The sequence below is a fragment of the Chlorobiota bacterium genome, assembly GCA_016710285.1.
Lineage (GTDB): Bacteria > Bacteroidota > Ignavibacteria > OLB7 > OLB7 > OLB7.
Genome location: JADJXR010000001.1, coordinates 3540862 through 3553589, shown reverse-complemented (window position 1 = coordinate 3553589; position 12728 = coordinate 3540862). Strand labels below are relative to the sequence as shown.

The 12728-nt window shown below is 56.0% G+C and carries 10 protein-coding genes; 3 read left to right on the top strand and 7 right to left on the bottom strand.

All coding sequences use genetic code 11. The annotated features are described in order from the left end of the window. Positions 1 to 60 precede the first annotated feature (60 nt). Together IPM61_13150 and IPM61_13145 are read left to right on the top strand one after the other, a co-directional pair. Positions 61 to 1116 carry a hypothetical protein gene (locus IPM61_13150; GenBank protein MBK8912264.1) on the top strand — a complete coding sequence of 352 codons (1056 nt, stop codon included), beginning with the start codon at positions 61 to 63 and terminating at the stop codon, positions 1114 to 1116. A 7-nt stretch (positions 1117 to 1123) separates the two neighbouring features. Then, on the top strand, positions 1124 to 2242 hold the full coding sequence (locus IPM61_13145; GenBank protein MBK8912263.1) for an AI-2E family transporter: 1119 nt from the start codon (positions 1124 to 1126) through the stop codon (positions 2240 to 2242). Positions 2243 to 2259: 17 nt separating this feature from the next. Here the strand turns inward: IPM61_13145 and IPM61_13140 are convergent, their stop codons facing one another. The 3 genes from IPM61_13140 to IPM61_13130 all read right to left on the bottom strand — a co-directional run bounded on the left by IPM61_13140 (position 2260) and on the right by IPM61_13130 (position 3506). Beyond that, entirely contained in the window at positions 2260 to 2595 is a 336-nt protein-coding gene (locus IPM61_13140) for a divalent-cation tolerance protein CutA (GenBank protein MBK8912262.1), read from the bottom strand. Positions 2596 to 2715: 120 nt separating this feature from the next. Continuing rightward, positions 2716 to 2895: a 50S ribosomal protein L32 gene (rpmF, locus tag IPM61_13135; protein ID MBK8912261.1), complete on the bottom strand. Its 180-nt coding sequence runs from the start codon at positions 2893 to 2895 to the stop codon at positions 2716 to 2718. A gap of 65 nt (positions 2896 to 2960) precedes the next feature. After that, a complete protein-coding gene (locus tag IPM61_13130) occupies positions 2961 to 3506 on the bottom strand; it encodes a DUF177 domain-containing protein (protein ID MBK8912260.1) in 546 nt (181 codons plus the stop codon). A 360-nt stretch (positions 3507 to 3866) separates the two neighbouring features. Between IPM61_13130 and IPM61_13125 the strand changes: the two genes are divergently transcribed. Further along, positions 3867 to 5249: a hypothetical protein gene (locus IPM61_13125; GenBank protein MBK8912259.1), complete on the top strand. Its 1383-nt coding sequence runs from the start codon at positions 3867 to 3869 to the stop codon at positions 5247 to 5249. Positions 5250 to 5405: 156 nt separating this feature from the next. Here the strand turns inward: IPM61_13125 and IPM61_13120 are convergent, their stop codons facing one another. The 4 genes from IPM61_13120 to IPM61_13105 all read right to left on the bottom strand — a co-directional run bounded on the left by IPM61_13120 (position 5406) and on the right by IPM61_13105 (position 12521). Then, positions 5406 to 9845: a S8 family serine peptidase gene (locus IPM61_13120; protein ID MBK8912258.1), complete on the bottom strand. Its 4440-nt coding sequence runs from the start codon at positions 9843 to 9845 to the stop codon at positions 5406 to 5408. Positions 9846 to 9873: 28 nt separating this feature from the next. After that, positions 9874 to 10653: an MBL fold metallo-hydrolase gene (locus tag IPM61_13115; GenBank protein MBK8912257.1), complete on the bottom strand. Its 780-nt coding sequence runs from the start codon at positions 10651 to 10653 to the stop codon at positions 9874 to 9876. 77 nt (positions 10654 to 10730) lie between these two features. Then, on the bottom strand, positions 10731 to 11522 hold the full coding sequence (locus tag IPM61_13110) for a 1-(5-phosphoribosyl)-5-((5-phosphoribosylamino)methylideneamino)imidazole-4-carboxamide isomerase (protein ID MBK8912256.1): 792 nt from the start codon (positions 11520 to 11522) through the stop codon (positions 10731 to 10733). Positions 11523 to 11543: 21 nt separating this feature from the next. Beyond that, positions 11544 to 12521: a DNA cytosine methyltransferase gene (locus tag IPM61_13105; GenBank protein MBK8912255.1), complete on the bottom strand. Its 978-nt coding sequence runs from the start codon at positions 12519 to 12521 to the stop codon at positions 11544 to 11546. Between the last annotated feature and the right edge of the window lie 207 nt (positions 12522 to 12728).

Here is a 12728-nt window from a genome sequence, read left to right as displayed (position 1 = left end):
CTCCTGCAGGTTCAACCAACACACGAAAGGGATCATTTACCATTTAACCAAGAACGCGCTATGGTCAAGGAATTGCGACGTACGCTTGGCGCAACACTGCTTCTGCTTCTTGCGGCAGCCCTTCCGGCAATTGCCGACGACGCTGTTCGCATTCTGTTCTTCACCGGTGATGTCACGGTGAAGTCCAGCAAAGGCACTGCCGCGCCAAAGATTGGGCAGGCTGTTGGGAAGAAAGATGTGATTATCCTGAAAGGGAACGCTACCCTGCAGCTATCGGTCAACGGGAAGGTTCTGAAGTACAACAAACCAATCCAACTGAAGGTTGCCGACGCTATCAAACGCGCAGGGAAAGGGGAAAACGAAGCCGTTGCAAACTCACTTCGGACCCTTGCCGCCGCCAGCGGTGCCGGGCGCGAAAGCCGTACCAGCGAGGCCGGCGCAACCCGCGCCATTGATTCCTCGCAGCTGATTGCCGCCGCCGAACGCCAGGGGCTGGAAACCGCACGCAACGAAGCCAACAGCGAAGTTGGAAAACGCATCGGCATTGACGACCCCTTCGGCAAGGCCGCAGGGCTGATGGACTACCTGCGTGGCGACAAACTGATTGTGCTGGAGCCACGCTCCACCGCAATCAGCAGCGGACCAATCACCTTCCGCTGGCTTCGCACGCCGGGCGTTAGCCGGTACTCCGTCACCGTAAGAAATTACTTGGGGGATGAGCTGTTCAAAACCACCGTGAGCGATACCCAAGCCGTTTGGCCGGCCCCCATGCTTCAGCCCGAAGCGGTGTATACTTGGACCCTTCAGAACGAGGATAACATCCTTAATCGCTCCACCTCCTCCTTCTTCCAGCTAAGCCAGCAAAAACAATCCGAGCTTACCAGCAGCGAGCAAGCATTGCTGAAGGAGCTTGGAGAAAGCGACGACCCCGCCACCATGATGATGCTTGGAGCTTTGTACGCCGACGTTGGATGCTACGGCCAGGCCGCACGCTACTTCACCCTTTCGGCAATCAAAACCCCCGAGCACCGCCAGGAGCTGCTGGGAATGGCGCGCGAGCAATACCTGTACAACATTGTCATGCCAGAGGAAGATGTCGCCATTATCTGCCGATAGCGGATCAATGATTCAACAATCAACGCCGAACCAGCCGGCGGCGCATGAATCGGGGAGCCGATTGATTCCCATTTTTTTGGGGATCATCGTGGTGTTTCTGGTTGGCGTGCTTCTCTACCAGTTGGGAAGCATCCTGCTTCCTGTGGTGATTGCCGTGTTTGTCAGCTACGTCTTCAAACCGCTAGTGATCTATCTGGACAAGCTGAAGGTTCCGCGCGCGGTTTCCATCATTGTGGTGCTGGGAATTGTGGCGGGCGGCATTTACGGACTCTACTCCGTTATCAAGGCCAGCGGGGCATCGTTCGTGAGTGCCGCGCCGAAGTACGAGCAACGCTTCAACACCCTGCTTGCGGACCTGAAAGTTACCGCCACCGAGTACGGGGTTGACCTTGACAGCGCGCTGCAAAACGGCTTCGACTTCTCCACGCTCAACACGGTGCTCACCAACGGGCTGAACTCCCTTCTCTCCTTGATGAGCGATTTCTTTCTGATCCTTCTGTTCACCCTGTTCATCCTTGCCGGGACCGGATCGTTTGCGGTAAAAACCAAGCGGGCGTTCAGCCCCGAGCGGGCCGAGCAGATTGCCGAAGTGATCCACCGCGTTGACGAGAAAGTGCGGCGATACCTTCTCACCAAAACCTTAATCAATGTCCTGATGGGGCTGGTGACGGCGGGGACGCTCTATCTGTTCGGCGTTGACTTCGCGCTGCTGTGGGGGTTCTTCGCCTTCCTGCTCAATTTCATTCCGAACATTGGGTCGGTGGTGGCCAACATCTTGCCGGCACTGATCACGCTGCTGCAATTCGGCGCGCCCGGGACCGCGGCGTTGGTGCTGGTGATCTTGATCGTGGAGCAGAACCTGATTGGGAACGTGTTGGAGCCGCGCATTATGGCCTCGGGGTTGAACCTTAGCCCGTTGGTGGTGCTGATGTCGTTGGTGTTTTGGGGGTGGTTATGGGGGATTCCTGGGATGATCCTTGCCGCGCCGCTGACGGCAATCATCCGCATCATCTGCGAGCAGATTCCGCAACTTCACTCGATTGCGGTCCTTATGGGAGGGGTGGATTCCGACAACCCCAAACAGAAACGCCCGCGCCTTCTGGCAAACCCAAACAAGGCTCTGTAGCCCGGGCAATTCAAGCATCACCGGCGCACCGAGTCCAGCACCCAGTCCACATATCCCGCAAGGCCGGCAACCACCGGAACCGCAATCACTTCCGGCAACTGATACGGGTGCAACTCCAACACCCGTTGCTGAAGCTGCGGGAAGAATTCTTGGGCGGTTTTCACCAACACCAGCACTTCTTCGGCATCCTCCACCCTCCCCTCCCAGCGATACACCGAGCGGACAGCGGGAAGGATGGTGCAGCACGCAGCAAGGCGTTCTTCCACAAGGGTCGCAGCAATCTGCTGGGCAACGTCAACGGAGGGCGCGGTAATCAGCACCACGATGATGGCGTTTGTTCCGGAGTTGGTCATAAGCGATGAGTCGGTAAAAAAAGAAGGCACGTAGTTTCCCAATCAAGGGCGAACTACGTGCCTTCCGGTAATGGCTTGCACCGGCGGGCAAAGGCTTGCGCGCTGGGTTACGGTGCTGGGTTACAACGATGAGTTCAGTATCACCCGCCCGTTGTAGTAGCCGCAAGCAGCGCAGGCGGTGTGGTGCAACTTCGTCTCGCCACAGTTCGGGCATTTGCCGAATGCTGGCGCGGTTGCTTTGTAATGGGTGCGGCGCTTGTCGCGGCGCGACTTCGAGTGTTTCCGTTTTGGATTTGGCATGGCGAATCTCCTGGTCTATAATTGTTGATGTTTTGTTTACCCTGTTGGCTCCTGTTTGCGGAGCATTACTTCTCCCCTTCCTCTTGCGGGAACAGCCCCGCCAATCCTTGCCACCGTGGATCAATTTCCGTGCTGGTGCAGCGGCACTGTTCGTTGTTCAGGTCCGCCCCGCAGCCGGAGCAAAGGCCTTTGCAGTCATCGCGGCAAAGGGTTTTCAGCGGGATCGCCAGCAGCAAGGCTTGCCGGACTTCTTCATCAAGGATGATGCTATCGTGATTCCCCGACAGCTCACGGATTTCTTGGTCGTCCGCCTGCGTGGTCCGCTCCCCAGGAACGGTGATGTGATAGTACAGGCTTAGCTCGGCATCCACGGGGAGTTCCGTTTCAGCAAGGCATCGGTCGCACTCGCGGACGATGATTCCGGTAAGCCGGGCATTGACGATAATCTCATGGGCAAGCCGGCGCACCATGCCGGTGGCCGTAACCTGATCCTGGAACTCATCCAGCCCGATAGCAGAGGCCGAAGCCGCGAACGCAAACGGATGATCCCCATCGCTTAAGGCCGCGATGAAAAGCTCCATCTGCGCCTCCTCCCTCTTGTGATGCTTCATAACTTCTCTCTCTCGGCGTTTTCAATGAGCGGAAAAACTCGGCAAAAATAGGGGCGCAACCCCCGTTAGCAACGCCCCGTTGCGAATGGATACGAAACAACAGGAATCGGGGTTCTGAGGATGGGTGATGGCCTGGATACGCATAGGCCATTTTCTCATCCTGCCCGCAGTGCTTCAGATGCGACCCAATGCAAATGCTGCTCCATGTAAAAAAGTCTTGTGTTGAAGTTAGTCACCCCATAGCTTTACAGTTGACACAAACGAAAGATTCCCCTTCCTAATCAACTCATGACATACGAATTGCCATCCATTATCTCTACGAAGCACCTTCGGAACTCCAAACACAGACCTTCGACAAACATGACAAAATCCAAATTTCAGCTGCCCAATATTTTCTCCTCCTTCTTATTGTTGATCCTTTGGTTATGCCTTGCAAGCATTCCAACAACAGCACAACAAGGGAAGTGGGTGAAAATAGATAGCTCTTACGGAACAGCATTTAGAAGTATCACTTGCTTAGATGATGAGCATTGCATCGTCTGTGGGGATTCAGCTATTCAGGGATTGAGCTTTGCACGGCGCACAACAGATGGCGGTAAATCATGGACAACTCTGCTTTATGATACTTTGAGTTTGATCCCTTTACCACAAGGTGATGAGGTTTTTCAATTTCATCAAGCAGCATATCCAACACTCTCTACAATTTTTATTATTGGAGATTCAGGATTGGTATTTCGCACAAAGAATTCCGGGCAATCTTGGGATTCTGTTCGCCTTCCAATTGAAAACTCGCCCGGCAAAAATGGCACTATTGTGATGCATGATTCAATCCATGGATATGTTGTCGCTGGCAGTAAAATCTTTCGAACCGTTGATGGAGGCAATAATTGGCAGCCAGTAGTTGTACCCGATAGCGTTAAAGGTTTTTCAATTGGTGCAGTAATCCCAATCTCAAGTGACACAATATTCTTTTTAATGAATAAAGGATTGCCAGTAGTTGCAAAAATGTTTTTACGAACATATGATGGAGGAAAAACTTGGGATGCTCATTCCTCCCCAGAATTAAAGCAGATAACCACAGGTGCAATAGATTTCCCCGATGCCCAGTACGGCTTTGCGGCCGGGTATGAACGAACTGGGAAAGCCGACAATGCACTTGATTTGCATACTAAAACTACCGATGGAGGAAAAACTTGGACTCCACTTCAGAAATTATGGCGCGATCCAGCTTTAGGATTGTTTGACATTAGTTTTCTTGATCGCCGTAATGGGATAGCAACGGGGGGGCAAGGAAAAATTGTACGAACCACCGATGGTGGGGAAACCTGGGTCCAACAACAAACCCCGTTAGATACTCACAGCATTGTCAACATTAATTCATTGGCGTTTCCTTCGCTGAATACTGCATACGTGAGTGGGTGGCAATTCCTTCTTCGCTGGTATCCTGAACAATCAGATGTTTCCACAGAAATAGATGCTTCAACCTTAGCAGCAGAACCTCTATCGGTTGGAATAGTAAATAATCAGCCAGTTATTAGCGCAACAATGAAATCGCCAGGTGCTGTGCGATTCGAGGTGGTAACGGTCATGGGTGAAAAAATTCTGGAAGAACAGATAGGGTTTGTGGATGCTGGCGTTCTTCACCACCCATTAAGCAGTAGGTTGCCAGCGGGCAAATACTTTGTACAGCTATTTGTTGACCAGAACTTGCTTGGCAGCACAGGATTTACTGTCGTTCGTTAATTCAACTGTTAATTCAACCAATACGGGGTGTCAGGGCAAGCTGATACCCCGCTTTATTTTATCGGTTCCTCACCTCCCGAGATCATTTTTCAAAAATATTTCCGAGTACTGCGCTCATGTTGAATTTGCCAGAAGGTAACGTCCCGTTCAATGCAATCACGGCAGCACCACGATTTTCTTCAACTCACTCTCCACCGATTCTCCGGCTTGGTTTGTTCCTTGCACCCGATAGAGATAGACCCCTGCGGGAACAACATCGCCGTTGCTGGCGCGGCCATCCCAGCTTACTTGCTGGTCCCCGGCAAGGCTGGCAATGGTGGCGATTGCACTTCCCCCCTGCGTGAAAATCGTCACCGTTGCTGCGCGGGTTAGGCCGCCAAAAAACACGCGCTCATCCCCCTGAACCGAGAAAGGTTGCGGGAACGCAAACACCCCCGAAAGATCGCTCCCCTCCAGCGTGAACCCAACCACGCTCCCCACCCCGTCGTTGATCCATCTCCCCTTGCTGTCGCTGACCCCCGTCACCGTCACCAGATAGGGGCGGCCCAGCGGGGCAAGCTGGTAAGAATCTGGAAGCCGCAGCAGCACCCGCTGCGGGTCAATCGGGTCAATCGCCGCGCCCAGGATTGCGCCGGGCGGATCCAGTTGGTAGTTGGCGGGATTGGTCGCCGTGGCGGCATCGGGCGGGCGGTTGAACTCAACGGAAATCTCATGTTCCCCACTTTTGCTGGCACGCGCAGCAATGAACGGCGCGCGGCTGTCGGGCATTGGCAATTCCACCACCACGCTGCTGGCGGTGTCGGCTGGCGCGCCGTCGCGGTCGCGAAGGAGCAACGTTGGCCGGACCCGAACCACACGCCCAGGCTGCGGCGCGGCAAACCGCACCAGCAGGGCCGAATCGCTTGCAGCAATCACCGACGAAATGGAAACCCACTGGCCACTTTGTTGATCGCTGATCTCCACCGCGCCAGCACGCTCCACCGTGGGGCGCATCGGGTGGCTGAAATGGAGCAAAAGCCCTTCCGCCGCAGTGGCTTCGGCGCGGACCAAGCGCGCCGGCTGATGCGCCGTTGTCACCAGCAGATTGCTGGAAACCGCCCCTTCCCCCGTGCCATTCTTGATCGCCCGAATCAAATACGCGTAGCTTCCGCCAGCCTTCAGCCTTCCATCCGGCATTCCAAGCCCGGTGTCAATGGTTGATAGATTGTTCGTCCGCTGGATTTCTTGCAACCTGATCCCTGCGCTGCCAGGAACCACCTCACCCCGAAGCACCGCAAACGAGTATCCGCTTGGATCGGGGCTTAGCCACGAAAGGGTAATGGCCGAGTCGCTCAGTGCCCAGCCGGAAAGGGCAACGGCTGGTTCGGTCCCGCGAATGGCGCTGGAGTCCATCCGATACAGGCGGATGGAGTCGCCATCGCCAATCCCCAACCCTTGCTCCGTTCCGCTCCCCAGCGGGACCGTGAACAGGCGGTAGTTGATTGGCCCATACGTCCACCAGACCGGCTTGATTTCCCCCCCCAACGCGTCGCCGGCGAACAGATAGACGTTCGGGAACAGCGACAGGGCGATATGCTGCGCCTTGCCGGATGACAGGTTCCCCCAAAGGTTCACCCCGCCAATCACGTTGCGGAACCCGCTGCTGGTTTGGCGGTACGCAAACCGCTGGCTCCAGACCAACGAATCCCGCCCATCATCGAAGCGCAGATAGGCGTTGACCTGCCAGTATGGAGCCTCATACTCACGATCGCTGTTCATAAATGGGAAGGATGCAACGGCGGTGAGTATCAGCGAACGCCCAGTTCCCGCAAGGTCCACCGCGCCAATCAGCGGGGCGTTTCCGCTCCCTTCGTTCAGCTTTGTCCAGACCAATCGGAACATTCCATCGCTTCCCCGCTCGTAGGCCATGAAGTCGTTGTCATCATCGGCCAAAAGGACCTCCATCAGTCCGTCGCCGTCAAAATCGGCCACCACCGACTCGCTGTTGCTGAAGCTGTTGGTTCCGCCTGGTGTGGCGGGTGGCGTTGGGTTCTGCAGCCGCGCAATCTGCTGGTACTTGCTCCCGTCCCACTGCAAGATGTAGAAGTAGCTTCCGGCAGTGTCCGGCTCGGCACTGCGGGCAATCAGCTCCATCTTTCCATCATCTTCAAAATCAAAAACTCCGCTTGGATAGAAGCCGCCGCTGGTGGTGTCGGCATATTTGATGGTGGCAAACGGGGACCCGCCCGGGGTGGCTTGCTCGAACAACACCCCTTTCCCCCCCGATTGCCCCAGAACCTCCATCAACCCGTTCCCGTCGGAATCGCACACGCCACGCGGAGCCCAGTTTCCGGTGGAATCGCGAGGGGTGAAACTGGTTCCATCGAAGGAATAGGCGATAAGTTTATCGAACCCACCCTCGGCAAAACGGTTGAGCAAGTAGCAGGGCTGGCGGTCCGAATACAACCGCGCCGACTGGTCCAATGGATAGCCGTACGGAAGCACCACGGGCGTTTCAACAAGGGTTCCGGTTGGCATTGCGATTGGCTCGACCATCACCTTCAGCGGCGCGGATGCCGAGCCATGCTGGACCGTGTCGCCGGCGCTGTTCACCGCCACCACGTAGGCATCGTACCTCACCCCCCGCTCCAATTCTTGATCGGTCAGATACAGGTGATGCGTCCGGGTGAAAAGCGATTTTTCCGGCTCCAGATCAAGCAGCCGCCAAGCCTCATTCGGGGCTGATGTTGGCCGGACGAAAACCCCTGCGCGGGTCTGGTCATCGGTGCGGAACAGAATGGCAACGGCGCGGCGGTCGAACCTCCAGATATTCATCACCTCAACCGGGGTGGCAAACGTTGGCGCGGTCCGGTCCACAAACAGCCGAACGCGCCGCTCGGTTCGGCGGCCATCGGTCAGCACCAACGCAAGCCGAAGCGTGATGGTTGTGTCGGGAATTCCGGCGGTGCTAAAGCTCCCCAGCGTGTCGTGAACCGCCCCCTTCCTTCCTCGCTTTCCAATCGGCACCCACTCCTTCGGGGTTTCGCCAAGCCCGTAGGAAAGCTCCCACCAATCCAGCAGCGGAGCCATTACGGACCCCACCACTTGCAGCGTGGTGTCGCGGCGGAAGCCGGTTTCGGCGGCGGGGGTTTCCAGCGCGACCTGGGCTGGGCCGGGGAAGTTCACGGCACGGCGTGCGTTCACCCGCCCGGCCCCGTAATCAATGTCCCATCCATCGTTGCGGCGGTCGTCGGCGGTAAGCTCCATCACGGTTCGGACCGCGTCCGGTTCCCATGCTGGATGGAGCGAACGGAGCAAACCCGCCACCCCCGACACAAAGGGCGCAGCCGCACTGGTTCCGCCAAAGCTGGTGGAGTATCGGCCAAAGGTGTTCGTGGTGGCGATTGCGGCACCGGGTCCCGCCAGCGACACGTGCGACCCCGAAGTGCTGAAGCTGGTCCGGATATCGTTCGAGTCGGTGGCGGAAACGGAGATGACTTCGGGATAGTTGGAAGGATAGTGATTGAACACGCCGCCATCGTTCCCGCTGGAGCCAACCAGCACGCACCCGCGCTGGTAGGCGTAGCGAATGGCATCGTGCATCAGCGGTGAGTAGTAGCTGTCGCCAAAGCTCATGTTGATGACGCTTGCGCCACGGTCGGCGGCGTAGATAATGGCGGCGGAGATATCGTCATCCTCGCCATTCCCTCGCGAGTCGAACGCCCGCAACGCAAGCAAGCGGGTCCCCGGGGCAACGCCGGCAACGCCAATCCGGTTATCTGCCGCAGCGGCGATAATTCCCGCAACGTTGGTCCCGTGGGCGTTGAACTCACCCCGCAGCGGATCGAACGGAATGGGATCGCGCCCGGTCCAATCGCCCAAGTTCAAGATTGTTTGGTCAACAAAATCGTAGCCGATAACATCATCGGGCAGGCCGTTTCCATCTTGGTCAATTCCGTCCAAATCCCCTTTCACCCCTTGCCGTTCTTCATCGGCGGGCCAGGGGTCGAACCGCCCGTTGCCGTTGCGGTCCTCGGCCCGGTTCACCCAGATTGAGGGAAGGAGGTCGGGATGTTCAAAATCAATTCCGGTATCAATCACTCCAACCACCACGCTGCTATCCCCTTTTGTCCGCTCCCACGCGGCTTCAACCTCCAATTTCCGCAACCCCCACTGCGCACCGTACAGGGAGTCGTTGCGGAAGCCGTCCACGCGGTAGGTTCGGTTCGGGAAGGCAAGCTCCACCTCGGGGCGTGCCGCCAACTGGGCCAGGAAAGGGGTAGTGGCGGTGGCATCAATATCCACCACGGCGTAGCGGTTCAGGCGGGTTGCCGAAAGGAGCGGCATTGCGGTTCTTCCCCCCAAAAAACTTCGCATCTGTGCCTTGGCCCCAACGTGCGCGGCGCATTCGGCAAGCATTTCCTGGGCCTGCTTCGGCGCAACCCCTTCGCGCAAACGGATAATCAACGATCCGCCGTTCGGCAAAGCCTCCTTCCGCTGGCCAACAAGAACAGCGGGAAGCAGCAGAAGCAAGCAAGCAAGGAGTACACACCGTTGGCGGTGCGTGCGGATAGCGGCGGTTGGAGCAGCGATTGAACCAGCGTTTGGATACTTCACGCCGCAAGGATAACGAGCAAGGATAGGGTTACGCAAGTGCATTTTCCGGAAGGGTGAGGCCTTCTTCCACCTCAATAGCAAGGCCATCGGTTGCCACGGTGACCTCCAACTGCGGTGTGGAGGAAGGGAAATCAATGCCGCGCGGGGGAATGTGAGTAAAAACAACGCGGCGCACCCCCGCCGCAGCGGCCATTGCAACAACGTTTTCAAGGCTGACGTGTGCCGATTCGCAAACCAGCAGCCCGCACCCTTCCAAGCTGCCGCGCAGGTCCCCCTCGCTCCCCAAATCTTGCGAAAGGCACACGCCCGGCGTGCCACGCTTCCGCAGCAAAAAGCTGAACGCCGCCGCGCAAACCTGATGCTGGCTTGCAAGGTCCTGCACCGACCGAGCGTGAGTGTTGGGGATTGGGGAACAGGTCCATCCATCGGGAAGGGGGAATGGGGACAATGGTTCCCAATGGATTGCGAAGCTGAGACGTTCGGGAAACAGGTGGGAATGGAGCGCGGCTTGCTGAAGAAACCGGAGCGCGACCGGATGAGCGCGGATTACCAACGGGCGCGTACGTTTGGCCACCGCAAGCGCGGTCAGCAACCCAGGAAGCCCGCACCAATGGTCGGCATGGGTGTGGCTAATGGCCACCGTGGAGAGTTGCAGCAGGTCCACATGGTCGCGCAGCATCCCCCGCGATGCCCCTTCGCCAGCATCGAACAGGGCAACGCTGCCATTGCTGAAGGTGGCGGTCAGCGCGCTGGCCCCCCGGTCTGCCGCAGGATCGCCCGCGCCGGTTCCATGAAATTTCAGAAGCATCATCGTTCGTTCCAAAGTGGGGGAAAAGGCCGCTGTTCAAAGCATCACCTGAGTGATCAAGAGAGTCCGCCATTCACTCACGTATCGCGAAGCCGGCTGGTTGATATTTCTTCCACCCAGCTCCCCCCTGTTTTTCGGCGTTCAATTTCAATGTCGCGCCACAGTTCTTGGCAGGGGAAACGATTTTCGTAGAAGGCGCGGCCAATCACCACCGAATCAATGCCAAGCGGGCGCATTTCCTGCAGCCGCCACAAATCTTGCACGGAAGCAACCCCGCCCGCAGCCGTGATTTGCAGCGACGTTGCTTCGGCCAACCTGCGGAGCGCGGCAAAATTTGGACCCAGCAGCCGCCCGTCGTACTCACGGTCCGAAAAAAGCAACCGGCGAATTCCAAGCGACTCCGCCAGCGCGGCAAATTCCAGCGTTGGAACCGGTTTCCCCTGGTGCTGAATCATAAAAAGATTTCCACCTTGCGAGATAGCACTGGCGCAAATTCGCGAGGGACCATACTCCCTCAATAATTCGGAAACCCCGTCCGGGTCGCGAAGGATTTGCTCGTGCAACGTCAGCCGATAAATGCCCGATTGCAGCAATTCCCGGCATTGCTCAATTGATTGAAATCGGGTGATAAGCTGGATTGGAATTTCGACCGCCGCCGCAATTTGCTGGACGGTTGGAAGATTGCTGAAAGGATTTCCAAGGATAGCATCATAATCGGTGATGTGGAGCGACCGTGCATTTTCCTTCCGCCACAGCAAAGCCATCTGCACAGGATCGGCAGAATAGACTTGCACCGAGAATGGATCATCGGAAGCAACCATCCGAAGGCAGCGTCCATCTTGCAATTCAATGGCGGGGATAACAAGCATGGGAATCTCCAATAATCTCCGTTACATCACCTTGATTTTTTGATTTTCAAAAAAGGGTTGTGTTCCAATTTTCACGGCATTTCTTTTATGCTGCAATGCCGCGACCATCTCCCCTGCAATAGCACTCACCACCGGAATTGTCACCGAATTTCCCGCAACCTTTCTTAGCTGGGAGTAGGGGATATTTATCACGAAAGAATCGGGGAATCCTTGAAGCCGCAGCATCTCCCTTCCGGTCAGCCTTCTTACTCCATTCACCACAAGGTAGTTGTAGCTGCCGCCCGCCCGCAGCGCGCAGGAGTAGGGAAGTGCGGAGATATTCCCACCGATATTTTCATGCCAAATAGATGGCACAGGAGGAGGATATTTCACCGCCGCCAATCGTTTGATTCTTAATTTTTCAGAAAGGAAATAGCTTTGGTCAACATCTTCATCCTTTTCTAAAATTTCGGACAATGGCTTGTAATAGCCGGGCGGTTTTGGAAATTGGAAATGGATAGGGTCCTTAAATCCAACGATGTAAATCCTTTCCCGTTTCTGTGGAAGGCCGAAATCAAGAGAATTAAAGACTTTATGATAGAGCGTGTATCCAAGATTTTTCAATTTTTCGACGATCACCGCAAACGTGTTTCCATTGTCGTGGGTTGTCAGGCGTTTTACGTTTTCCAGCAAAAATGCTTGCGGCCTTTTTGCCGCAATAATCGCCTCGATATTGAAAAACAATGTCCCCCGTGTGTCGGCAAATCCAAGCCCTTTTCCGGCAATGCTAAATGGTTGGCAGGGAAATCCGGCAAGTAAAATATCATGGTCTGGTATCTGCTCCGGGGGGATTTCGTTAATGTCGCCAAAGGGCCGCTCTCCGAAATTCGCTTCGTACATCTGCTGCGCGTAGTTGTCCCACTCGGAAGCAAACACCGATGTGCATCCGTGCGCCTGAAATCCAAGCCGAATGCCCCCGATGCCAGCAAAAAGATCTATGATTTTGAGCCTGGTTGCCATGAAGGTTTTGTCTTATTTCGCGTGCATTCCAACGAACTCTGCCAGAAGCACCTAAATTTCCAATTTGAGAGACGCAAGATGATTCCCCTGCGGACTTCCTCATCTTCAAAGCTGCTGCATTTCCGACTTCATTGCACTTGCGCGTCTTCGGAATCAACAATGTGAAGCCGCATAGTATCCCGGCAATCTGTTGGGCACGATAGCTGG

Coding starts and splice junctions, on each gene's coding strand:
- IPM61_13110 (MBK8912256.1), bottom strand. CDS start 11,522: ATGCTTGTTATCCCCGCCATTGAATTGCAAGATGGACGCTGCCTTCGG.
- IPM61_13130 (MBK8912260.1), bottom strand. CDS start 3,506: ATGAAGCATCACAAGAGGGAGGAGGCGCAGATGGAGCTTTTCATCGCG.
- IPM61_13145 (MBK8912263.1), top strand. CDS start 1,124: ATGATTCAACAATCAACGCCGAACCAGCCGGCGGCGCATGAATCGGGG.
- IPM61_13105 (MBK8912255.1), bottom strand. CDS start 12,521: ATGGCAACCAGGCTCAAAATCATAGATCTTTTTGCTGGCATCGGGGGC.
- IPM61_13150 (MBK8912264.1), top strand. CDS start 61: ATGGTCAAGGAATTGCGACGTACGCTTGGCGCAACACTGCTTCTGCTT.
- rpmF (MBK8912261.1), bottom strand. CDS start 2,895: ATGCCAAATCCAAAACGGAAACACTCGAAGTCGCGCCGCGACAAGCGC.
- IPM61_13125 (MBK8912259.1), top strand. CDS start 3,867: ATGACAAAATCCAAATTTCAGCTGCCCAATATTTTCTCCTCCTTCTTA.
- IPM61_13115 (MBK8912257.1), bottom strand. CDS start 10,653: ATGCTTCTGAAATTTCATGGAACCGGCGCGGGCGATCCTGCGGCAGAC.
- IPM61_13140 (MBK8912262.1), bottom strand. CDS start 2,595: ATGACCAACTCCGGAACAAACGCCATCATCGTGGTGCTGATTACCGCG.